The organism is Rhodococcus quanlei (assembly GCF_055231015.1).
Map to the genome: position 1 here is coordinate 204,740 of NZ_JBUYWD010000010.1, position 26,878 is coordinate 231,617.

Here is a 26,878-nt window from a genome sequence, read left to right on the forward strand (position 1 = left end):
CCTCTATCACGCTAGCCGCGCGAGACATGCTCGCGCGGCGGAACGCACGAGCGTGGCTGCGGTCCGGTTCAATGCCGTGCCAGGCGTCGCCGGTCATCGCTGCGGCCCGAGCGTGCGATCACGGAGGTAGCAGCCGAGTGCAGGTCCGATGACTGCCAGGGCGGCAGGTTCGAGCATCGCGTTGTGTTCGCAGTCGACGGGAAGCTCTTCGATGCGGCCGGTCACGAACGGTCGCCACTGCTGTACCGAGCGAGCAGGAACCGAACGAGACCGGTCGGCAGAGTCGCCGTTACGTGCGGCCGACACGATGAGCATGTTCCCGTCGTAGACCTGGGGCGCGAATTGCTGTCCGAGATGCAGGGAACTCCGATACCCGGCCGCGATTGCCTCGAGGTCACGCCCGCGCACTCCGGTTCCTGTTCCGAACGACTCGTCTATCAGCCGAGCAGCATGTTCGTAAGTCATCTCACGACCTACGTCGACTTCGATCCCGAGCCCCCACAGAAGATCCCGCACCCCGAAGTCACCGCCGGACCGATTCACGTCGCCGACATGGGGATAGCTGTCCATGACCGTCAGCGTTGCGACTTCCTCGCCCCAGCTTTGCAACTCGACGGCTACGGCGTGAACGATGAGACCGCCGAGGGACCACCCGAGCAAATCGTACGGGCCGGTGGGTTGGACTGCCCGAAGCTCCTCCACGTAGCGGTGTGCCAACTGGTCGATCGACCGGTACTCGCCGTCGCCACTGATCATGGGCAGTTGCAGCCCGTAGGCGGGCCGTCCCGGTGGCAGATACTGCATCAAACCGGAGTAGCCCCAGGACAGCCCCATAGCCGGATGTACACAGAACAGCGGCCTTCCACTACCGTGTCCTCGCAATCGGATCAGCACCGCGAGCTCAGCTGCGGTGTCGGCACCTCCGAGAGTGGGGACGTCGAGACGTCGGGCGATCCCAGCCGGGGTCGGGTCGAGGAAGATCCATCGAAGCGGAATCACACGGTTCGGCCCGGTGCGCAGGTAGTGCGCCACTCTGGTGGCGAGCAAGGAGTTCCCACCGAGATCGAAGAAGCTGTCCGCCGTGCCCACGCGACTCACCCCGAGGACTTCCACGAAGGCCTGCACGACCATTCGCTCGGTATCCGTGGCCGGGGCGCGAAACTCGGCTCCGGCGAATTCGAAATCGGGTGCGGGCAGAGCCTTCCGATCGAGCTTGCCCGCCGGTGTCATCGGGATTCGGTCCAGCACGACCAGTGACGTGGGCACCATATGACTCGTCAAGCACTCCGCGGCATACGTGCGCAATTCGGCGGGGTCCACACTCTGCCCGTCCCACGGCCGCACGTACGAGGCCAGCGCGATCTCGCCCGATGGTCCGGTACGACCGATCGTGGCAGCGAAAGCAACATCCGGGTGACGAGCGAGCACCGCGTCGATCTCCCCGAGTTCGACACGGAAGCCCCGAACCTTGACTTGGAAGTCGGCACGCCCCAGGTACTCGAGGACATGATCGCCTCGCCATCGCACCACGTCCCCGGTGCGGTACATCCGGCATCCAGGACCGCCGAATCGACAGGCCACGAAACGTTCCGAGGTGAGCACCGCACGATCGTGGTAGCCGCGAGCCAATCCGGGTCCGGAAATGTACAACTCGCCTGGCACTCCGGCAGGCACCGGTTGCAGTCGTTCGTCGAGAACCATGAACGCGAATCCGACGGCCGGAGCTCCGATGTTCACGGCTTCACCTGACCGCATCGGTGCGCTCACACTCGCCTGCACGGTGGTCTCCGTGGGACCGTACCCACTGTGGACACTGCGGCCTGGTGCCCACTGCGCCAACACCTCCGGTGGGCACGCCTCCCCCACCAGGTCGAGCACACGAAGCGACTCGAGGCCCTCGCCGTCGAGAGCCGCCAGCGCGGTGGGTGTGATGGTGGCGTGCGTTACCCGCTCACTGCGGAGCACCTGGGCCAATTCGTCGCCACCGACCACGGTGGACGGGACGATCACCAACCGCGCCGACGCACTGAACGCCATCGCCAACTCGAACACCGATGCGTCGAAACTCGGGGACGCCAGTTGCGAAACCGTGGAATCGTGCGTGACCGAGAAACGTTCGCGTGTCTCCGCAGCGAGTCCGGCCATACCCCGATGAGTAACGATGACCCCCTTGGGCCTTCCCGTCGAGCCCGATGTGTATATGAGATAGGCCGGGTGTGCGAGGCGCAATGGACACGTCCTGTGCTCGTCGGTGATCGGTGCCGCCGACTCCGTCTCCATCTGCTCGATGAAGTGCTCGTGGTCGATCACCAGCCAAGGCACGGTGTCGGGCAGCTCGTCCCGAAAGTCCCGCACGCTCAGACCGATGGTGGCCCCGCAGTCGGTGAGCATGTAGTCGATCCGTTCACGCGGGTAGGTGGGGTCGACTGGAACGAACGCCGCCCCAGTCTTGGTGATCGCCCAGATCGCAACCACCGCTTCGATCGAACGCGGCATTCCGAGCGCGACGAACGTCTCCGGCCCCGCCCCACGGCGCCGCAGCACCTGCGCCAACCGGTTGGACCGCGCGTCGAGCGTGCGGTAATCGATGTGGCGGCTACCGCAGGACAATGCCACCGAGTCCGGGGCAAGGTCTGCGGCTGCCGAGAGGAGATCGGGCCACAGTCGGGGGCGCACGTCCGGGCCGCCTCTGGCGGGCACCAACTCCTCGATCTCCCCCTCGTCGAGCAAAGGAAGATCACCGATCGGCAGGCAGGGATCATCGGTGGCGGCGTCGAGGACCCGCACGAGACGGTCGGCGAAGCCACGGACGGTGCCGGGATCGAAGAGATCGGTGGCGAAGTCGATCGCACCGGTCATCCCGGCCGGCGCACCGCTGGCGTCGAACTCCTCCGCAAGGAGGAATTCGAGATCCACTTTGACGACGGCAAGCCCCGGATCCACTGCCTGCACTTCCAGTCCCGGCAAGGTGAGCGTCGGTCGTTCGTTGTTCTGAAATTCGAGGGAGACCTGCACAAGCGGCGCATACGCGGTCGACCTGTTGGGCCCGACCGCGTCGACCACCCGTTCGAAGGGAACATCCGAATGTGCGAAAGCACCGAGGTCGACGTCCCGGCACTGTGCAACCAGGTCGGTGAACGACTTCGCCGCCCGGACCTGCGTGCGCAGGGCCAGAGTTCCCACGAACATGCCGATCAGATCGTCCAGCGCGGGCTCTGCTCGCCCGGCGATCGGGGTGCCGATCACGATGTCCGAGGTTCTCCCCAGGCGAGAAAGCAGAACCACCAACGCCGCGTGCACGATCATGAACTCGGTGACGCCGAGACGTCGCGACAACTCGCTGGTTCGTCGGTGAAGTTCGCTGCTGACCGAGAAACGGACGCGCCCTCCGCGGAAGGACTGTTGGGGTGGGCGGTCCCGATCGATGGGTAATTCCAGAAGGTCGGGGGTGCCCGCCAGTGCTGTGGTCCAGTAATCGAGTTGTCGTGACATCAGCGATTCGGGGTCCTTCTCCGAACCCAGCAGCTCTCGTTGCCACAGAGTGTAATCGGCGTACTGCACCGGTAGTGGCGCCCAGTCGGGTGCGCCGCCGCCCACGCGGGCACCGTACGCGGTCATCACGTCACCTACCAGTGGAGTCATCGAAGAGCCGTCGGCCGAGATGTGATGGACCACCACAGCAAGAACATGTTCGGTGGCGGAGAGCGAGAACAGTCCTGCCCGCAGTGGAAGCTGTACCGTGACGTCGAACCCCACCGAGCTCAGCCTGGTCAACTCCTCGCTCAGAGTCTGCTCCGATACTGCGACGGGCTCGAGCGCCGGCACCGCACCAGCGGGGGGCAGGATCTGCTGAAACGGGCGGTCCCCGAGGAACGGGAACATCGTTCGCAACGATTCGTGACGTTCGAGAACGTCGGTGAGCGCCGAGTTCAGCGCTCCCAGATCAAGATCGCCGCGCAGCCGCATCACGATCGGAATGTTGTAGGCGGCCGAGGTGATGTCGAGTTGATTGAGAAACCACATCCGCTGCTGAGCGAACGACAACGGAATCGCCTCGAGACGAGGGTGCGCCGCCAGCGCCGGACGTTCGGCCGACCGTGCGCCGCGCCCGATCCGCTGCGCAAACTCCGCCACTGTGGGTGCCTCGAACAGATCGCGCACTCCGCAGTCGGTGCCCAGCAATGTCCGTAACCGTGCGACGACCCGGGTGGCGCTGAGCGAGTTGCCGCCGAGGTCGAAGAACGCCGTCTCGGCACCGACCCGCTCGAAACCGAGAACGTCTGCGAAGACCTCGGCCACCGACTCTTCGATCGGACCGACCGGCGCCCTATCGGTTCCGATTCCGGACCGAAAATCCGGTGCCGGCAGTGCCGCGCGGTCGAGCTTGCCCACCGCGGTCAGCGGAATTCGATCCAGGACCGTGATCGAGGAAGGAACCATGTAGGACGGAAGACGCTGTGCCAGACACCGCCGGAGTGCGGCACCATCGATGGTGCCGTCCGCGACCGACATCACATAGGACGCCAGCACGGTCTCGTCTGCCGGACCGCGGAGCGCAAGGGTGGCCGCGAACCCGACATCTCGCTCCGACATGAGTGCGGAGTCGATCTCGCCGGGCTCGACGCGGAATCCGCGTACCTTGACCTGGAAGTCGACGCGCCCCACATACTCGATGTGGTGTTCACGCGTGACGCGCACAATGTCTCCGGTGCGGTACATCCGCGCACCGGGATCAGCGGGGTTCGCGACGAACCTTCCGGCGGTGAGGGACGGTCGACGATGATACCCGCGCGCAAGACCACCACCTGACAGATACAGCTCGCCTGCCACACCCGCGGGTACCGGTTGCAACCGAGCGTCGAGCACCAGTGCCGTCACTCCGCGAATCGGACCGCCGACGGTGATCGGTTCTCCGAGCACCATCGGATCACTGATGTTGGACATGATCGTGGTCTCGGTGGGCCCGTACGCGTTGTGCAGTCGCCGGCCCGGCGCCCAGCGGGCGACGAGTTCGGGTGGAGCCGCCTCACCACCGAACACCACGTCAGTCAGCTGTGTCAGACCGGCTGGATCGAGTGAGGCCAGTGCTGCGGTAGTGATGAACGCATGTGTGACGTTTCGGTCCGCCAGCAAGTACGCGAGGTCGTCGCCGCCGAACACCGTCGGCGGTGCGATCACCATCGTGGCGCCCGCACCGAAGGCTTGCAGATACTCGAACACCGCCCCGTCGAAACTCGGTGTGGAGAAATGCAGTGTGCGTGACCGCGGTGTCGCCCGGAAGCGTTCGAGCTGATCGACCGCGAAGTTGTCCAACCCACGATGAGTGACCAGGACCCCTTTCGGAACGCCCGTGGACCCCGAGGTGTAAACGACATAGGCAGCCGTATCCAACGTGATCGGACCGGTGCGATCGGCGTCGGTCACCGGGGCAGCCGATTGCTGCGTGCATTCGGTGACGACGCCGGCATCGTCGAGAGCAAGCCAATCGGCGGTGTCCGGAAGTCGTCGACGGTGCTGCATGGTGCTCAGGCCGATGCGGATCCCGGAATCGGCCAGCATGTGCACAATGCGCTCGTCCGGGTAGTTCGGGTCGACCGGCACGAACGCCGCCCCTGTCTTGGCCACTGCCCATACCGACACAACGGACTCCGGGGACCGCGGAATACCTATTGCCACGAAGGTTTCGGGGCCGACGCCGCGTGCGATGAGTGCTCGGGCGAGACGATTCGACCGCTCCGCCAGCTCACGGTAGGTCATCTCCTGGTCTTCGTAGCACAGTGCGATGGCGCCGGGATCGAGCGTCGCCCCCGCTTCGAGGATCTCGGCCATCGTCCGGTTCGATTCACCCGGGAGTCCGCTCAGTGGCATCAAGTCGGCGCGCTCACGGTCGGACAACAGTGACAACGCGGCCAGTTGCCGCTCTGGACGCGTGCAGGACTCGACCGCGCGCACCAGTCGTCCGGCGATGTCGCGGATGGCGTCCGCATCGAACACATCGGGCAGATACTCGAACTTCATGTGCAACCGAGTGTCGACCGATGCCACGAGGCTCAGTGGATAGTGTGCTGCATCTCGCGCGTCCACGCTGGTGACGTGCATCCCGGCGCACTCGGTCGCGTCGGTAAGTCCGGCGCGGTCGACAGGGTAGGACTCGAACACCGTCAACGTGTCGAAGCCGACCCCCTCCCCCGCGGCGCGCTGGATATCGACCAAGCCGAGGTAGTGGTGATCGGACAACATGGCCTGCTCGGCCTGCACCCGGTCGAGCAGGGCACCCACCGTCTCCTCGGAACGGAGCCTGATCCGCACCGGGACGGTGTTGATGAACAGCCCGATCATCGTCTCGATCCCCGGCAACCCCGGCGGTCGCCCCGAGACGGTGGCGCCGAACAGCACGTCGTCGCGGGCAGTCAACGCACCCAGCACCATTGCCCACGACACCTGTAGGAGAGTGTTGACCGTCAGACCACGCGCACGCGCGACCTCGCGGAGCTGGTCGGTCCGGCCTCGATCCAGATCGAACACCCATTCGCGGGTCGTGGTGAACTGCCGCTGTCTCTGGTCCTCGCGTCCCTTCCCTCCATCCCCGAGGAAGGTCGGCCCGTCGATCCCGGCGAGAACTTCGGCCCATACCTTCCGGGAGGCGTCCAGATCGCGGTGTGACATCCACGTCAAGTAGTCGCGGTATCCGCGTGTGAGGGGCTGCACCGGCGGGTCCGAGTCGGCGGCGTACGACGTCAACAGTTCCTGCACCAACAGCGGCATCGACCAGCCGTCGAGCAGGATGTGATGGTTGGTCGACACCAGCCGAAATCGACCCGGAGCCGTCGTGATCAGCATGAACCGAATGAGTGGGGCTGCGCTCATATCGAATGCGCGGACCCGGTCCTCGCTCAGCAGGCGTTCGACCTCCGACGCTGTCGCGTTGTCGTCGTAGTCCGTCAGGTCCACCTCCCGCCAGGGCGCCCGCGCGCCCCGCCGGACCACCTGAACAGCACGGCCGTCGGCGTCGTGAAGGAAAGCGACTCGCAGATTGGCGTGCCGACCCAGCACGCCATCGACTGCCCGGCGCAGTCGCCCCGAATCGACGGTGCCGACGAGTTCGAGACTCACCTGCACCAAGTAGGCATCCAGGGAGTCCGCGGCAAGTTCGGCGTGGAAGAGCATGCCGGCTTGCAGCGGCGAGAGCGGCCACACATCTGTCACGTCGGGACAACGACTTTCGAGCTCCTCGACGGTCTCTTGTCGGAGTTCGAGAAGATCGAAGTCCGACGGGGTGAACCCACCGCCACCCGACTCGACGTGCACGGCAAGGGACTCGAGCGCTCGAACCCAGAGCTGTGCGAGCTCCCCGACCGCTTCTTCCGTGAGGATCCCGCGGGGGTAGGTCCACGTGGAGATCAGTCGAGATCCCCCAGCCGAATCGCGGGTCATCGCGTTGACGTCGACGACGGACGCCACCGGAATATCGGCAGCGTCCACCGATCCCAGTCCCGGCTCGTCGACCGGCGCCCAGCCCGCCATGCCGTCGGCCGCGGTCCGATCCAAGCGGCCCAGGTAGTTGAAGCTGATCTGGGGACTCGGTAACGCGGAAAGTAGCGCCGCCGTATCGGTGTTCACATATCGGAGCAGACCGAATCCGATGCCGTGGTCGGGAACGGCAAGTAGTTGTTCCTTCACCATCTTGATCGCCGTCCCAACAGAGGGTCCTGCGGCGAATGCGTCGTCGAGGTTCACTCCCTGCAGATCGAATCGCAGTGGGAAGATCGTCGTGAACCACCCGATGGTCCGGGCAAGATCCGCTCCCGGCGCCACCTGCTCTTCGCGGCCATGCCCCTCGAGGCTCACCAACGCGTCGTCGACCCCGATCCCTCGACCGCGCCGCCAACGGATCAGTGCCATGGCCAGTGCTGTCAGCAGACCATCGCCCACGGCGGCGTGGAAGGCCTGCGGCACGGTCGTCAGGAGCCGCTCGGTCAACCGGGACGGAACATTCACCTCGACCGTCGCGGCAGTGCGGGCGGTATCCGACGCGGCCACCGGGCGCATACCCAGCATCGGGTCGGGCGCCTCGAGTATCTGGCGCCAGAGCCCGAGTTCGGTGATGCGGTGAGGTTCGTTCGCTGCGTCGACGAGCGCCAGCGCCCACCTGCGCATCGAGGTCGCAGGCGGTGCGGTCGCCACCGGCCCGATCCCCGATTGCTCGTACGCAGCGACGAGGTCGGGCACCAGTATCCGCCAGGACACACCATCCATCACCAGATGGTGCACAACCATCAGCACACGGCCACGACGTCCGTCCCCCGCGCCCCAGACCACCTGCATCATCACACCCGATTCGGGGTCGAGCCGGTCGAGCGCACGGTCGAAGTCGACGCGAACATCCTCTCCCGTGCTTCGCCGGAGAACGGTCGCCGCACCCACCGACCCTTCGGGCTGCACTTCCATCGACCAGCCCACCTCACTGCGCGGAGCGCGGTGCAAACGTGCCCGCAGGAGGTCGTGCCGATCCAGTACCACCTGCACGGCCCACATCAGGGCGTCCTCGTCCACCGCATGAGGAAGGGCGAACAGTGCGGACTGCGAATACCGGCGGAAATCTCCACCGCGGTCGAGCATCCACCGCATGATCGGCGTCAGGGCAATCTCGCCGACCCCGCCCCCTGGCAGTTCGTCGAGTACCACGGCCTCGTCACCGGTTCCGGCCACCAACGCGAGACCGGCAACAGTCTTGCGCTCGAACACGTCACGCGGCGTCATGCCCAACCCGGCGGCCTTGGCACGGGCGACCAACTGGATGGACATGATCGAATCCCCACCGAGAGCGAAGAAGGAGTCGTCGACACCCACCGAACTCAGGCCCAGAACTTCCGCGAACAAACCCGCCAGGAGACGTTCGGCTGCGGTGGCCGGGTCGCGGCTCACCGTTACCCGCTGTCCGAAGTCCGGAGCGGGCAACGCTTTCCGATCGAGTTTGCCGTTCACTGTCAGCGGCATCTCGTCGAGAACGACCACCGCAGCGGGAACCATATGTGCGGCGAGTCGTTCCGCAGTCGCGTCGATGATCGTCGCCGGGTCGATCGCGGCACCCGCCTGCGGCACGACATGGGCCACCAGCCGGTCCCCCGACACGCTCACCGCCGCCTGTGCGACCTCGGGGCACACCAGAAGCGCCGACTCCACTTCACCGAGTTCGATCCGGTAGCCCTTCACCTGCACCTGTTGGTCGTTGCGGCCGAGGTACTCCAGTTGCCCGGCACGGTTCCAGGTAGCGAGATCGCCGGACCGATACATTCGTGCCCCGGGTACGAACGGATCGGCAACGAAGCGGGCGGACGTGAGGGCGTACTGGCCGAGGTACCCCCGTGAAACCTGGGTCCCGGAGACGTACAGTTCCCCGACGACACCAGGCGGAACCGGATGCAGTCGCCCGTCGAGCACGTACACGCGCATTCCGGGCAGACCCCGGCCGATCACCGACGCGGTGTGCTCCTCCACGAGGGTCCGGCCGATCGACAGATGACTGACGTGCACCGTCGTTTCGGTGATGCCGTACATATTGACCAGAGCAGGCGCAGTGGTGCCGTGGCGCGATCGCCAGCCCCGCAACTGCGCGAAGTCGAGCGCCTCCCCACCGAAGATCACATACCGCAACGAAAGCCCGGAAGCGCTCGCGAGACGGTCTGCCTCCGCCAACTGATAGAAGGCGGTGGGGGTTTGGGCGAGGACGGTGACGCGTTCCTCGCGCAATAGTTCGAGGAACTTTTCGGGTGATCGTGCCGTGAAGTAGTCCACCAGCACCAATCGGCCACCGTGCGCGAGCGCCCCCCACATTTCCCACACCGAGAAGTCGAATGCCGCCGAATGGAACATTGTCCACACGTCCCCCGATCCGAACTCGAACAATGTCCGCGTGTTTGTCAGTAGCGCGACCGCGTTTCGGTGCGTGACCTCCACCCCTTTGGGCCATCCGGTGGAACCGGAGGTGTAGATCACATATGCCGTCGAATCCGGCCGCAGTGGCGCACAGCGATCTCGATCCGTCACCGGCGAACAGGAGAGACGACGGGCCACATCGAGCGTCGCCGGATCGTCCACAACGAGCAGCGGGATGCCCTCGAACCCTGAGGTTCGGGCGTCGGCCTTCGTGGTGAGCACGCACCTCGGGCTCGAGTCGCGGAGTAGGAAAGCCGAGCGCTCCGGCGGAGCAGCAATATCCATCGGGAGGTAGCCGGCCCCCGATTTCGTCACCGCCAGCAAGGCCACGATCAGCTCGACCGAGCGGGTGATGGCCACGGCCACCAACGATTCCGGGCCCACCCCGTCGGCCACCAGCACCCGCGCAAGCCGGTTCGCCCGCGCGTCGAGTTCCCGGTACGTCGTCGGCGAGCCGTCGCAACTCACCGCAACCGCATCGCCATCCGACGCCACCACCGCGTCGAGCACGTCCACCAACGACACCTCGGGAATATCGAGGCCCCGGCGATGCGCTGATATTCGCACGAATTCGTGTTCGTGCGGTCGCAGGATGTCGATATCGCCCACCGTGACCGCGGAGTCGACGGTCACGGCATCGATCACACGCACGAAACGCTCCACAAAGTCTGCCGCCGATGCACGATCGAAGATGTCGGTCGCATAGCGGATGCCGCCGCTGATGCCGGCCGGCTCGTCTTGGTCGTCGGCCCTTTCCGCCAGGCTCAGTTGCAGATCGAACTTGGCGACATCCAGGTCGACGTCGAGCGATCGGACGCGAAGCCCGGGCAGTTCCAGGTTCAGCCGAGCGGCGTTCTGGAACTCGATCAGTACCTGGAACAACGGCGCGTGCGCAGTGGACCGCTCCGGCGCGAATGCATCCACCAACCGTTCGAACGGAAGGTCAGAGTGCTCGAACGCCCCCAGGTCCACAGACTGCACCTCGGTGAGAAGTTCGGCGAACGAGGATCGCGCCGCGACCGGCGTGCGCAGCACCAAGGTGTTGACGAACATCCCGACCACGTCGTCGAGTACCCCGTGACCGCGTCCCGCGATCGGAGTCCCCACCACCACGTCGCCGGTTCCCGATACTCGCCCCAGCACAACGGCCAATGCGGCGTGCAGGACCATGAACACCGTCGAACCGTGCTCATGAGCGAGTTCGACGAGACGGCGATGTGTAGCGGACGGAATCTCGAAGGAAACGACCGCTCCACGGTAGGACCGTTGCGCCGGGCGAGGCCGGTCCACCGGCAGTGCCAGCACGCCGGGAATACCCGCGAGCACCCGGGTCCAGTACTCGAGTTGTTCCGATATCACGGACTCGCGCCGACGCTCCGTGCCCAGCATCTCCCGCTGCCAAAGGCTGTAGTCGGCGTAGTGGATCAGCAACGGCTCCCAGCCGGGCGGCCGGTGCTGCGTCCGTGCGGTGTAGGCGAGCATCAGGTCCCGCACGAGCGGAATCATCGACGCACCGTCGGCCGCAATGTGATGGACCACGATGGCGAGGACATGACGCCGGTAACCGAGCCGGAACAACCGCACCCGAAACGGAATCTCCTCCGACACATCGAACCCGGTATCGAAGAAGGTGGTCAAGACCTCTCGCAGCGTGTCATCCGACACCGGGACGGGTTCGAGGTCGGTGACAGCGACCGCAGGATCGACAATCACCTGCCGTGGCCCGTCGGCCGAACCGGGAAACACTGTCCGCAGCGACTCCTGCCGGTCGACGACGTCCACGATTGCCACCTGTAATGCGTTCGGGTCGAGCGCTCCATCCAACTGTAGGGCGGCCGGAATGTTGTACGCCGACGACGACGTATCGAACTTGTTGACGAACCACATGCGTTGCTGCGGCAGCGACAACGGAATTCGGTCGGGGCGCGGTCGTGCAACCGGTCCCGCCAGGGTGGAATCCGTGGTCGGCGCCCGCTCGATCCGGTCGGCCAAATCGGACACCACTGGCGCGTCGAACAATGCCGACACCCCGAGGCTCGCCCCCAGTGCGCCGTTGATGCGTGTCACCGCCCGGACAGCGCTGAGCGAATCGCCACCGCGTTCGAAGAAGCTGTCGTCCCCGCCGACACGATCGACGCCGAGGGCGTCCGCGTACGCTTCCGCGATTGCCTTCTCTTCGAGTGTTCGGGGGCGGCGATACGACGCCTTGGTGGTGTGTGGCTGCGGCAAGGCTTCTCGGTCGAGCTTTCCGTTCGCGGTCACCGGAAGCTCCGCGAGCACCACTATCACGGCGGGCAGCATGAACTGCGGCAGCTTGGCCGCGGCGGCCGCACGAACAGCTCCCGCATTCACCGCGGCATCACCGTCCGGGACCACGTACCCGGCCAGAAAGCCGCCACCCGGCCCGTCATGCCGCAGTAGCGCCACCGCCTGCCCAACACCGTCGTGTTGCAGCAACGCAGTCTCGATCTCCGCCAGTTCGATGCGTTGGCCGCGCAACTTCACTTGGAAGTCGTTACGGCCCTGGTATTCCAGCTCGCCGGTCGGTAACCAGCGGACGCGGTCGCCGGTACGGTACAAGCGCGCTCCGCCGCTTCCGATGGGATCGGCGACGAATCGTTCTGCCGTCAGATCGGGCCGGCCCTGGTACCCCCGGGCCAATTGGATGCCGCCCAGATACAGCTCACCGGTCACCCCCACCGGCACTGGACGTAGCCGCGTGTCGAGCACATATGTGCGGGTGTTCCACACCGGTGCCCCGATGGGGACGGTCTCCGCATCCTGATCGGTAACCTGGTGGAAGGTCACGTCGACGGCGGCCTCGGTGGGCCCGTACAGATTGTGCAACTCCGCTCCGTACACGGCACGCAGGCGTTGCGCAGTTGCCGCTGGTAATGCCTCACCGCTCGTGAACACCTTTCGCAGTGACGGTGTCGACGCGTCCGCCCCGGACAGGAAAACTTCGAGCATCGAGGGTACGAAGTGCACGGTCGTCACCGACTCTTCGACGATCACCCGTTCGAGATATGCCGGATCGCGGTGTCCGTCCGGCTCGGCGACCACCAAGCGCGCGCCGGAGATCAACGGCCAGAGCAGTTCCCACACCGACACGTCGAATGTCACCGGGGTTTTGTGCAGCACTGCATCATCGGAAAGCAATGCATATCGATCCTGCATCCAGGACAGCCGGTTCACCACGGCCTCATGCGTAACGGCGACCCCTTTCGGGCGACCGGTCGACCCGGAAGTGAACATCACATACGCCAGATGGTGCGGGTTCAGGGGCGAGATTCGATCCTCATCGTCGACCGGGGTGGCCGACAATCCGGACAAATCCAGGGTGTCCACCTCCACGACCGAGACCCCGGCCGGTGGCGCCACGTGATCGCCGGACGTGATCAGCAGCACCAGTGGCTGCGCCGTCGTCACCACATGCTCGACGCGCTCGGCGGGCTGCTGTGGATCGATCGGTACGTAGGCCCCTCCCGCCTCGAGCACCGCATAGACAGCCACCAGCAGATCCACCGAACGTGGCATCGCGATACCCACCGACGACTCCGGACCCACCCCCGCCTCGATCAGATACCGGGCCAGCCGATTCGCTCGCGCAGCGAACCGGGCATATGACAGTGTGGCCCCCGCGAATACCACAGCCGGTGCTTCCGGCGTGCGTTTCACCTGTGCATCGAACAGCTCGACCAACGTCCTCTCGCCCACGCGATGCTCCGTTGCATTCCAGGAACCGACCACCAGTTGCCGCTCGTGCGGGTCGAGAATGTCGATCTCCCCCACTCTGATACCCATGTTCATGGCGACCGCTTCGAGGATGCGGACCAGGTTGCCGGCGAGCGCTCCGGCCCGGTATCGGTCGATGGCCGTCGGCTGGTAGCGCAAAGTCAAGCGCAACTCCGGTCGGAGAACCGACACCAGGGTGATCGGATAATGTGTGGCGTCACCAGACTCGATACCGTCTACCCGCATGCCGTCGATATCGGTGTTCTCGTCCAATCCGGACGTATCGATCGGGTACGACTCGAACACGGACAGCGTATCGAAAAGAGTTCCCAGTCCCACTCGTGACTGAATCTCGCCGAGCCCGACATGGTGGTGGTCGAGCAGAACTGTCTGCTCGTCCTGCAAACGGATGAGCAACGCCCCGATACTTTCGTCCGGGTCCACTCTCACCCGCACCGGCACCGTGTTGATGAACAGTCCCAGCATGTTCTCGACATCCGGCAACTGCGGCGGCCTGCCGGACACAGTGGCACCGAACACCACATCCTCGCGTGAAAGCAAACGCGACAACAGCACGCCCCATGCTGCTTGGATCACCGTGTTCATCGTGACGCCGGCACGCTCGGTCACTGTGGCAAGAGCACTGACAACCGAGGTGGACACACCGACCTCGAGTTCGTGAGGCGCACCGTAAAGTGCCGGAATTGCATGTGACGCCATCAGCGTCGGCTTCTCGACGCCGGAGAGCGCGTTCTCCCAGACCCGAGCGGACAGGTCTGCGTCTCGGCTCGCGACCCACTCCAAATATGCCCGGTACGAAGGGGATTCCGGAAGGCGGACCAGTTCACCGTGGTCGGCGTAGCGAATCAGCAACTCCCGCACCAGTAGCGGTATCGACCAGCCGTCGAGGACGATGTGGTGATTGGTGACAGCCAGCACGAAATGTCCCGGACCGGTATGGACGAGCGTCAGCCGCAGCAGTGGCGGCCGTGCTGGATCGAATCGGGTACGACGATCCTCGTCGAGAACCGCCGCGAGCTCCGACTCCGTGTCGTCTCCATCCGCGGCGAGTTCCACCTCCCGCCAAGGTATCTCCACCGACCCCACCACCAGCTGGACGGGCAGGCCTTCGTCGTACACGAAGGCGGTCCGCAAGCCAGGATGGCGCGCCACGAGTCCAGCCGCCGCGCCGCGCAAGCGTTCCGAATCGACCACACCCACGAGATGAATCCGCAACTGAGCCGTATACAAGTCCAGCGAGTTCGACTCCGCGGCCAGCGACGCGTGGAACAGTAAGCCCGACTGCAGCGCTGACAACGGCCACACGTCCTGCACTGTCGGAAACCGTTGTTCCCACTGCTCGATCTGCTCCTGATTCGCCGAAACCAGCGCAATGTCCGAGGGTGTCAGGCCACCCATTCCGGGCCTCGAGGCATACACGGCCAGTCCGTCGAGTGCCCGGCTCCACCACTGTGCCAGCGCGGTGACGTCATCCTTGTCGAGAAGCCCAGCGGGAAAGGCGAACGACGCCTGCAGCCGGGGTTCTTCCTGAGACACCTCGACAAGGGCATTGATGTCGATGACGGATACTGCGGGCATATCGGGGTCCCGAGTTCCGGTGAGGGTGCTGTTCACCGGCAGCCAGTCTTCGGTTCCTTCGGTGGTGGTCACCCTGCCGAGATAGTTGAAACTCACTTGCGGAGTGCGGAAACGACTCAGCGGCCCCGATGTCTCGCCATCCAGGTATCGCAGCAGCCCGAAGCCGATCCCATGGTCCGGGTACGCGAGCAATTGTTCCTTGACGGACTTGACCAGCCGGCCCACGGCGGCGCCGCCTCTCAGCGCGTCGTCGACGTCGATGCCCGTGAGATCCAACCGCACCGGATACACGCTGGTAAACCATCCGACGGTCCGGGACAGATCCGCACCGGGCAGGATCTGTTCCTCACGTCCATGCCCTTCGAGGGTGAGCACGGCCTCCGAAACGGTGGCGCCGTGATCGCGACGCCACGCGATCAGCGCCAAGGCGATGGCAGCGAGCAGTCCGTCACTCACGCCCGTATGGAACGCTTCGGGAATCGCGGTCGACAGGGCCGCAGTCGTCTTCGGCGACAGGGCGACATCGACGGTGTCGACAGTCGTGGCCGTGTCGATTGCCGGATCCAGTTCCCGCGCGCCGAGGAGCGGATCGGGGCCCTCCAGAGTCGTTTCCCAGAGCTCGAGCTCGGCGGTTCGCTGACACGCGGCGTCGGACAGACCGTGCGACCATCGCCGCATCGACGTTCCCACTGTCGGCAACACCGGCTCCGAACCGGCCTCGATGCGGCTGCACGCCAGGGCGAGGTCTTCGATGAGGATGCGCCATGACACGCCGTCGACCACCAGGTGGTGCGCAATTATCAGCAGCCGTCCGGTCTCGCCGGACACGTCGAACCAGACCGCCCGCACCATGTGGGCAGTGGCCGGATCCAATCGGTCGGCCGCCGCCTCGAGTTCGGCAGCTGCACGGGTAGTGAAGTCTTCGCCCTCCACGGAAGCGACGAGCACCCGCTTCACCAGTGCCGACGCCGGCTCCACGCCGGGAGGAAGCACTTCTGCGCCCTCGGTGGACACACGTGCACGGAGCATGTCGTGTCGGGCCAATACAGCGTCGAGCGCGCGGACGAGAACCTCGCGCGTCAGACTGTTCGGTGTGGCCAACAGCAGTGCCTGGGAGAAGCGGGCGATGTGATCGGCACTGCGGTCTTGCGCCCAACGCGCTACCGGCGTGAGCGGTAGCGGACCGACGCCGCCACCTGGTAGCTCTTCGAGAACCTCGGTGGCATCGCCGTCCGATCGCGCCACCGTAGCCAGGCGGGCGATGGTTCGGTGCTCGAACACATCCCGAGGCGAGAAACCCACCCCTGCCGCCCGGGCACGAGCCACCAGCTGGATCGACATGATGCTGTCTCCGCCGAGACCGAAGAACGAGTCGTGCACCCCTACCGAGTCCAGCCCGAGCACCTCCGTGAACAGTTCCGCGAGCACTTCTTCCGTTCTCGTCCGCGGCGGCTGCCCTTTCGAGCCTGCGACTACCGGCGCGGGAAGCGCTGTTCGGTCAAGTTTTCCGTGGACCGTGCGCGGTAGCTTGTCGAGTATCACCAACGCGGCAGGCACCATATAGGGAGCTAGCCGGTCACCGACGAAGTCGAGGACCGCGCTCGAGTCGAGCGACGCGTTCGCCTCGGGCACCACGTAACCGATCAGACGATCTCCGCCGTTACCGCTCCACACGTGTGCGACCGCATGCGCCACTCCCCGGTAGTCGAGCAACGCCGCCTCGATCTCACCCAGTTCGATTCGGAATCCTCGGATCTTGACCTGGGAATCAGCGCGGCCCAGATACTGCAATCGGCCGCCCGGCAACCAGCGTGCCCGGTCGCCTGTGCGATACATCCGACTTCCCTGCGCACCGAAGGGATTCGCCACGAAGCACCCGGCCGTCTGCGCAAACCTCCGATGGTAGCCGCGGGCCAGGGCGGGACCCGCGAGATACAGCTCCCCCACGACACCTGCCGGCACGGGATGCAGGCGACCGTCCAGTACCAGCTCGGCGAAACCACGGGTGGGTGCGCCGATACCGATCGGCGCACCCGGAACCCCACCGCCGGGCACCAACGGATCGCTGATGTTCGACACCACCGTCGCCTCGGTCGGCCCGTAAGCGTTGAACATCCGTCGCCCCGGCGCCCACCGTGCGACCAACTCGGTCGGACACACCTCACCCCCGGTAACCACGCATTCGAGGGCGACGAGGCCGGCGGGATCAACCGAGCCCAGCGCTATCGGGGTGACAAAGCAATGCGTGACCCGCGCCGATCGCAGAAGCTGCGCCAGCTCGGAGCCTCCGTACACGGACGCAGGTGCGATGACCATCGTGGCCGAGGCACCGATCGCCAGCAGCAGTTCCAGAACCGACGCGTCGAAGCTGGGCGAGGCGAAATTCAGCGTTCTCGATTCGGGTGTCGTCGCGAAGGTTTCCCGCTCCTGGGCTGCGAACGAGGACAACCCCTCGTGCGTCACGACCACCCCCTTGGGACGACCGGACGAGCCCGACGTATAGATCAGGTAGGCGGGGTTCGCGAGTCGGATCCTCGACGTGCGCTCCACATCCGTGACTACCGACGCCGGATACTTCGACAACCCGTCCTCGAATCGGGGATCGTCGAGCGACAGCCACGGCAACACCTCAGGGAGCGAGTCGGCCAGCGGCGATACGGTCAGACCGCAACTGGCGCCGGAATCGGCAATCATGTACTCGATCCGCGCAGCCGGATGGTCCGGATCGATCGGTAAGAATGCGGCGCCGGACTTGGCCACTGCCCATACCGCCAGAACGAACGTAGGGGATCGTGTAATACACAGCGCAACACTGGATTCCGGTCCGATTCCACGCTCGATCAATACGCGCGCCCATTGATTCGATCGCCGGTCGAGATGCCCGTATGTGATTTCGTGGCCCTCGAACAGGAGGGCCGTGGACGCCGGTGCGCAGGCAGCCGCGCCGGTCATCACCTCGGGCAGAGTCCGGGCCTCCGGTACCGCACCACCCGCCACCGACGTCAGCGCAAGTCGCTCACGCGAGCCGAGGATGTCGATGTCACCGACCCGGGATTCGGCGTCCGCGGTAACCGCATCCAGAATGCGCCGCAGACGGTCGGCCATGCCGCGCACCGTGTCCTCGTCGAAGATGTCGGTCGCGTAGCCGAATGCACCGGTTATCCCGGCCGGGGCGCCGGCGGCATCCGTGTTCTCGACAAGGGTCAATTCCAGGTCGAAGTTGATGGTGTCGATCTCGAGGTCGATGGGCTGCACTTCGAGATCAGCCAGTTCGAGTGCTGGGCGTTCGGCATCACGGAACTCCATGATCACCTGGAAGAGCGGTGCATGGGCGGTCGAACGGGAAGTCCCCGAAACCTCCACCACTCGTTCGAACGGGACCTCTGCATGATCGAAGGCAGCCAGGTCCGTTTCTCGCACGTCGGCCAGGAAATCGGAGAATGCTGTGGGACCGTCCACTCTTGTTCGCAGGACGAGGGTGTTGACGAACATTCCCACCACATCGTCGAGTGCGGCTGCGCCACGTCCTGCGATCGGTGTCCCGACCGTAATGTCGTCGGAATCGCTCACACGTGCCAGCATGATCGCCAGGGCCGCGTGAAGAATCATGAAGGTGGTCGTCGCGTGCTCCCTCGCCAACCGTACGATTCCGGCATGCGTTCGGGGGCCGACACCGAACTCGATGCGGCGCCCATGCAGAGAACGCACGACGGGACGAGGGCGGTCGGTGGGCAACTCCAGTACGTCGGGCAGGTCGGCCAGCTTCTTACTCCAGTAGGCCAGTTGTCGTGAGGCGAGTGAGCCACCCTCATCCTCCGCGTCCAACGTCTTGCGTTGCCACAGTGCGTAATCGGCGTACTGAATCTCGAGTGGGGCCCAATCGGGGGCGATGCCGCTGCGCCTGCACGCATACGCGTCCATGAGGTCCCGCTCCAATGTGGCGATAGAGAACCCGTCTGCCGCGATATGGTGTACGACCACCGCAAGCACGTGCCGGTCCACGTCGACCCTGAAAAGCTCCACTCGAAACGGAAGCGTCTCGGTCACATCGAATCCTGCGGACAGCACCTGCCTGCATCGTTCACCGATTCGCGCCTCGTCGAGAATTTCGACGGGCTCGAGGTCCGGTGCCGCAGTCGATACGGGGACGATCACCTGGCGTGGGCCCTCGTCGGTGAGAGGGAAAACAGTCCGTAGGGATTCGTGTCGTGAAAGCACATCGGTCACCGCAGCCCGCAGAGCGGGCAGGTCCAGTGGACCGACGAGATTCGATGCAAACGAAAGGTTGTATGCAGACGAGGACGTATCGAACTGGTTGACGAACCACATTCGCTGCTGTGCGGGTGACAACGGTAGTTCGCTACCGCGTTCCCGAGGCCTCAATGGAGGTCGGGGACGAAGTACTCGCTGCGTCGACGAGGCGCGGTCTGCCAGTTCCCCGACGGTGGGGGCATCGAACACGTCACGAAGGCTGATCCGGTCACCCAGGGCACCATTGATCCGCGCGAGCAATCGGGTGGCGAGAAGGGAGTTACCACCGAGAGCGAAGAAGTCGTCACGCACACCTACCCTGCCGATTCCGAGCAGATCGCCGATCCCAGCTGCGATGATCTCTTCGAACGGGCTACTCGGAGCAACGAATTCGGCGGTGGCGGATCCGACGAAGGATTCCGGCAATGCCTTGCGGTCGAGCTTACCGTTGGCCGTGAGCGGAAAGTGCTCGAGAACCATCACGGTGGAAGGAACCATCGGACCGGGCAAATGCTGCGACACTTCTCGGCGCACCCGTGCGGGATCGACATCCGAGTGGGTACCGGGGACCACGAACCCGACGAGGTAGTCGCCCACGTACTCGTCGTGACGTAGCACCGCAGCTGCTCGAGTCACACCCCCGCACCGCATCAGTGCCGACTCGATTTCTCCCAATTCGACGCGATGCCCGCGCAGCTTCACCTGAAGATCGGTTCGGCCCAGGTACTCCAGTTCGCCGGAAGAGTTCCATTCGACCACGTCACCGGTGCGATACATGCGCTGACCGGGTGAGCCGAACGGATTGGCGACGAACCGGTCCGCTGTCAGTTCCGGCCTGGCGGCGTACCCACGTGCAAGTTGGACTCCAGCCAAGTACAACTCTGCCGGGACCCCGACCGAAACCGGTTGCAGCCTCGTATCGAGCACGAGCGTTTCGGTGTTCCACACCGGCGAACCGATCGGCACACGGTTCGAGTCGACTGCGGTGCACTCGTGGTAGGTGACGTCCACCGTAGCCTCGGTCGGACCATAGAGGTTGTGCAGCCGTACGCCGGGCAGCAGCTTCCGGATCTGCGCCGCCGTCTGCGCAGGCAACGTCTCACCCGAGGCGAACACCCGATGCAGACCTGTGCATTCGGTCGCGGCCTGCGCAGCGGCGAAGTCCGCGAGCATCGACGGCACGAAATGCACCGTCGTTACCGCGTGCTCGGCGATCGTGTCCGCCAGGTAGTCCGGGTCACGATGACCTCCGGGTCGCGCAACCACCATCCGGGATCCGGTAGTCAGTGGCCAGAACAGCTCCCACACCGACACGTCGAACGTCACCGGAGTCTTCTGCAGCACAATGTCATCGGGTCCGAGCCCGTAGGCGGCCTGCATCCACACCAGCCGGTTGACGACCGCGGCGTGCGTCACTGCAACGCCTTTCGGTCGGCCTGTCGATCCGGAGGTGAAGATCACGTAGGCCACGTTCTCCGGACGCAGCGGCTGCGAACGCTCCCCTTCACGGACCGGCCCCGAATCGAACCCGGATGTCTCCAGACCGTCGATCGCGACCACAGTGGCGGTCCCCGGAAACGCACGGGCACTCGAACCGTCGTGCAGAATCAGCACCGGATCGGACATCGCCACCACGTAGTCGATACGCTCGGCCGGCTGGTCCGGATCGATGGGCACGTAACCGCCGCCCGCCTCGAGCACGGCGTAGATGCCCACCAGAAGATCACGCGAGGGACGAACCGCGATCGCCACCAGGGTTTCCGGCCCGACACCGACCCCGATCAAGTATCTGGCCATGCGGTGCACCCGCGCGCAGAATTCGGCGTAGGTCAGTGTCTGGTCACCGCCGACGACTGCCACCGCCTGCGGGGTGCGGGCGGCCTGCGCCTCGAACAGGTCGACCAAGGTGGTGTGTGGAACCGGGTGCTCCGTGCCGTTCCAGGTGTCGACCACCAACTCCCGCTCGCCAGGCCCGAGGATGTCGATATCGCCCACCGCCGTTCCCGGATCCGAGACCACTGCCTCGAGAACCCGGACAAAACGCTCACCGAACTGCGTCACCGTGGCACGGTCGAAGACATCCGAGGCGCACGTGAATGTGGCCGAGATACCGGTACCCGATCCGGACTCGTCGAATCGCTCCGAGAGCGCCACTTGCACATCGAACTTGGCAACACTCGGTTCCACGTCCAACTCTTCGACGACGAGGCCCGGCAATTGCACCCGCGCACGGTCGATGTTCCGGAACTCGAGGAATATTTGGAACAGCGGCGAATATGCTGTACTGCGGCCTGGCGCCACGGCGTCCACAACGCTGTCGAAGGGGACGTCCGCATGAGCGAACGCCTCGAGGTCCCTGTCTCGAACACGAACGAGCAACTCGGCGAAGGTGGTGTGCGGTTCGATCCCCGTTCGCAATACCAGTGTGTTGACGAACATCCCCACAAGATCGTCGAGCACCTCCTCGCTCCGTCCGGCAACGGGAGTTCCGATCGCGATATCCGTCGAACCACTCAACCGCGAGGACAACACCGCCAGAGTCGCGTGCGCAACCATGAAGGTGGTGACATCGTGTGCTCGGGCGAGGTCAAGCAATTCACGATGCACAGCCCCCGAGATCGCGAACCGGACGCTCTCCCCGCGCAAGGATCTGTCCATCGGCCTCGGCCGGTCGAACGGCAGAGCTACCGCACCGGAAAGACCGGAAAGCTCCGCCTTCCAGTATTCGAGTTGTTCCGTGATGATGCTGTCGGAGTCGTGCGCGCTGCCGAGCAGAGTCCACTGCCACACGCTGTAGTCGGCGTACTGCACCGGCAGCGGCTGCCAGTCCGGTGCACCTCCCTCGGCATGCGCCGAGTAGGCGGCCACGAGATCCCGGGCAAGCGGAGCCAGGGAAGCGCCGTCCGCCGAAATATGGTGCACCACCATCACCAATACGTGCTCGTCCTGGTACTCACGCAGCAATCCCCAGCGAATCGGCGCCTCGACGGTGAGGTCGAAACCGCGGTCCGTCAGGTCGGCGATACGTGCCCGCAACGCTTGCTCGTCACCATCACCGAGCGACGAGACCAGATGCGGAACAACCTCCTCCACCGGGAGCACAACCTGATGCGGGCCGTTCGACGACGCCGGGTATACCGTGCGTAACGGCTCGTGGCGCGCGATGACATCGGCCACCGCAGCCCGGAGTGTCGCCACGTCGACCGTTCCGGACAGGCGCAGTGCCATCGGAATGTTGTACGCCGGAGATTCGGTGTCGAGCTGATTGATGAACCAGATGCGCTGCTGGGCCGGCGCCAATGGAATCCGACCCTCCCGCACGCAAACCGTGAGTTCCGGGCGGAGAGACGAACGGTCGGCGGCACCGTCGATCCGGGTGGTCAACGCCTCCACCGTGGGAGCCTCGAACAGGTCTCGCACACCGAGCTCGACTCCTGATACCGCACGGACACGAGCGATGACTTTGGTCGCGGTGAGCGAGTTCCCACCGAGATCGAAGAAGCTGTCGTCCATGCTGATTCGCGGTACACCCAGCACATCCACGAACACCCGCGCCACAGACTGCTCCAACGGACTCACCGGTGCGCGGTAGGCGGTACCCGCCGACGAGAATTCCGGCATCGGCAAGGCCGCACGATCGAACTTCCCCACCGGTGTCATCGGAATCCGGTCGACGATCACGATCATCGACGGAATCAGATACGTCGGTAGCTGCTCGCCCGCATAGCGCATCAATTCGGCGGTGGTTGTGGGTTCACGCTCCTTCCGGGGCAGTACGTAGGAAACGAGAACCGTGTCGCCGGCCGGCGCCGCCCGTGGGAGGGTCATCGCAGTCCGTACGCCCGGATGCTTGTGCAGAACCGCATCGACTTCGCCGGGCTCGATCCGGAAACCGCGAACCTTCACCTGAAAGTCGCTGCGCCCGACGTACTCGAGCGCACGATCTGGTCCCCACCGGACCAGGTCACCCGTTCTGTACAGTCGGTCACCTGGATCACCGAAGGGGTTGGCCACGAACCTTTCCGCAGTCCAATCGGGTTTGCCGTGGTATCCACGCGCCAATGCCTCACCCGAAAGATAGAGCTCTCCGACCACCCCGGCCGGCACCGGGTGCAGTCGAGAATCGAGAACAACCTCGCGGAATCCGCGCAGCGGTCCCCCCAATGTGACCGGACCGCTCGCAGTCATCGGCTCGCTGATGTTCGTCATGATGGTTGCTTCGGTGGGACCGTATCCATTGCACAGCCTCCGGCCGGGCGCCCACCGCGTCACCAATTCCGGTGGACATGCTTCACCGCCGACCACCACATCCAGAAACCGGTCGAGGTCGTCCGGTTCGATCGTCCCGAGCGCGGCGGCGGTCATGAATGCGTGGGTGACGCCTTGGGACCTGATGATCCGGGACAACTCGCTGCCGCCGTAGACGGTGGGGGGCACGATCACCATGGTCGCTCCGGCACCGAATGCTTGCAGGTACTCGAAGAGGGACCCATCGAAACTCGGCGTGGCGAAATGCAGAATCCGAGATGTTCGGCTCGCCCGGAATCGTGCCCGCTGTTCAGCCGCGAAGCTGCTCAGGCCACGGTGTGTGACCACGACACCTTTCGGAGTTCCGGTGGAACCTGACGTGTAGATCAGGTAGGACGCGTTCGCCGCGCGAAGTCGCCGGACCCGATGCGAGTCCGTCACCGTGGAGGCCGACTGGGCCGCGCACACGGCCCGGAACTGCTCGTCATCGAGCGTCAACCACGGAATCGAGTCCGGCAGTCGCGAACACACGGCGGAGACGGTCATCCCCAAGGCCGCACCCGAATCGTCGAGCATGTGAGCGATCCGCTCGGAGGGATAGCTGGGATCCACGGGAACGAACGCAGCGCCCGACTTCGCCACCGCCAGCATCGACAGCACCGACTCGATCGAGCGCACCAGCCCCAGGGCCACGAAGTCGTCCGGCCCGATTCCGCGGTCGAGCACGATCCGGGCAAGCTGATTCGAGCGCTCGTCCAATTCTTGGTACGTCACATCGATACCATCGGATGACAGGGCAACTCCGTGGGGGTTGGCCCGCACCGCCGCCGAGAACAGGTCGGGAAAAGTGCCGGTGAACTCCCCCGGTGCACCTGCGACGGGCACGAGGGTGGCGCGTTCTGGGTCGGACAAGATCTCGATATCGCCGACGACCACCTCCGGATCGCCGATTCCGGTCTCGAGAACCCGGTGGAGTCGTGCACCGACGCCACGTATCGTCCCGGGATCGAACAGGTCGGTCGCGAATTCGAAGGTCATGTCGATGCCGGTTGGACACCCCTCGGCGTCGAGGACTTCCTCTGCCGATATCCGTAGGTCCACTCGGTCTCGAACGCCATGAGGCGATACCGCATCCATGGCGGAGGCCGACGGGGCACCGCACGCAAACAACACCTGGATTATCGGCGCATAGTCCAGGCGATCGCGTACCCCGGTACTGCACACCACCTCCTCGAAAGGGACGTCACCACACTCGAAAGCCGCCTGGTCGTCGCTGTGCACCTCGTGAAGCAGTTGAGCGAACGACCAGCCAGGGCGGACGTGGCTTCGCAGCACGACTGTGTTCGTGTCCGCGCCGACCAGGACACCGGTACCGACGACCACATCGGCGGTGTCGCCGAGTCTGCTCAGCAGCGCTGCCAACGCGGTGTGCAGGACGGTGAACACAGAGGTGTCGTGCTCCGTGGCGAATGCACGTATATCGCGGTGTGCCTGCGCACCGATCGAGAGGCTGATCCGGTCCATCGCCCCCGATTGCACGGGAGGCCGGGCACGGTCGGTGGGCAGATTCAGCAACTCGGGCAGGCCGGACAGTCGTTCCCGCCAATACTCGCGTCGCTGTTCCCGACGACGCAGCCGCACGCCCGCACGGGCCGATTCTCGATGAACCGCCCAGACCGGGTCATCCGGGTCCGCCGCGATGAACTCTTCCAACAGCTCGACGAAGGCCCGGTGATGCTCGTGCAGCCGTGTCACCTCGTACCGCTGGGGATTGGCCGTGAAGGCGACGACGATTCGGGCGGGACTGCCGCGCGGATACACGTTGACGAGAAGATCCTCCACCGGACCCGCGGTGACGATGTTGTAAGCGCCAACCGTCGGACCCAGTTGGAGGTCCTGCTTGAAGAGCATCACATTGATCAGCGGGCCGTGCAGTCCGGTGTTCGAGCCACCGTTGATACCGCGGCGAATGTCGTCGATTCCGCACCGCTGATGCCGCAACGCGCCCACCAATTCACGATGAACCCGCCGTTCGAGATCCCGGACCGTGTCCGACTCCACGATCGAGATCGGCAGAGGCGCGACGCCTGCCATCATGCCGCCGGAGTTGCGCAATGCCGCCGTTGTCCGTCCGGACACCGGCACAAGGACGAGAACGGTATTTTTCGCGGTGGCACGCGAGAGGTAACACGCGAAGGCCGCGATGATCGTGACCGCGGCGGGGACCGCTGCCCGGCCTCCGGCGTGCGCGATGTCGACGCTGCCGGACGGGGACAGCACGCCACTGACGGTTCGGCTCTCAGCCGATGTGGGTGCGGGCCGCTCAGCGAGAGTCGATCCGTTCACAGCCTCGACTTTGGTGCTCCAATACTTCTGATCAGCGATATACCGGTTGGAGGATCGGTAGCGAGCGTCCACTGCGTAGAGCTCACGCAGGGGCACGCTGCGGCTCGGTTCCGGTTGGCGACCGGCCATTGCTGCCGAGTACCTGTGCGCGATGCGGTTGATCAAGGTCATCGCCCCGTGGCCGTCCAGCGCGGCATGGTGAATCCGGCCGTACCACAGGTAATGCCTGTCCCCCACCTGCAATATCGATGTTTCGACGAGCTGATCCATGCTGAGGTCGAGGATGGTTCGACAGTCCCGGTCGATCCATTCGAGTGCCGCAGCAACAGGGTCGTCTTCGCCACGAAAGTCGACCAAGGGGGTCGAGATATCGGTCTCGTCGTCCACGTACTGCATCGGCCGGCCATCGATCTCGACCACTTTCAGAAGCGGTGACTGGAACTCGCGCGCGACCACGACGGATTCCTGCCGCAGCAGATCGACGTCGAGCTCACCGTACAGCTCCACGTAATGGGCTATCGACATCGGCACCGTGGGGTCGAGTTGCTGCGCGAACCACATCGCGCGCTGCGCGGACGACAGCGGGAAACACGCTGCCTCCGACACTGGTACAACGGGCTTCGCCGAGTCGCCCGATGTCACCGCGACTCGCCCCACACCGCTTCGCCACGAACAGGGCGCACAGGGACTATCGTTTCACAGCGACACAACCTCTCACCGTATTTTCGCCCTCCTCACTGTGTATGTGCTTCACGCCGTGACA

At 64.9% G+C, this 26,878-nt stretch carries 1 protein-coding gene; it reads right to left on the minus strand.

From position 1 onward, the window contains the following. Nucleotides 1-93: 93 nt before the first annotated feature. On the minus strand, nucleotides 94-26,757 hold the full coding sequence (locus ACZI8Q_RS08525; RefSeq protein WP_463373069.1) for a non-ribosomal peptide synthase/polyketide synthase: 26,664 nt from the start codon (nucleotides 26,755-26,757) through the stop codon (nucleotides 94-96). Between the last annotated feature and the right edge of the window lie 121 nt (nucleotides 26,758-26,878).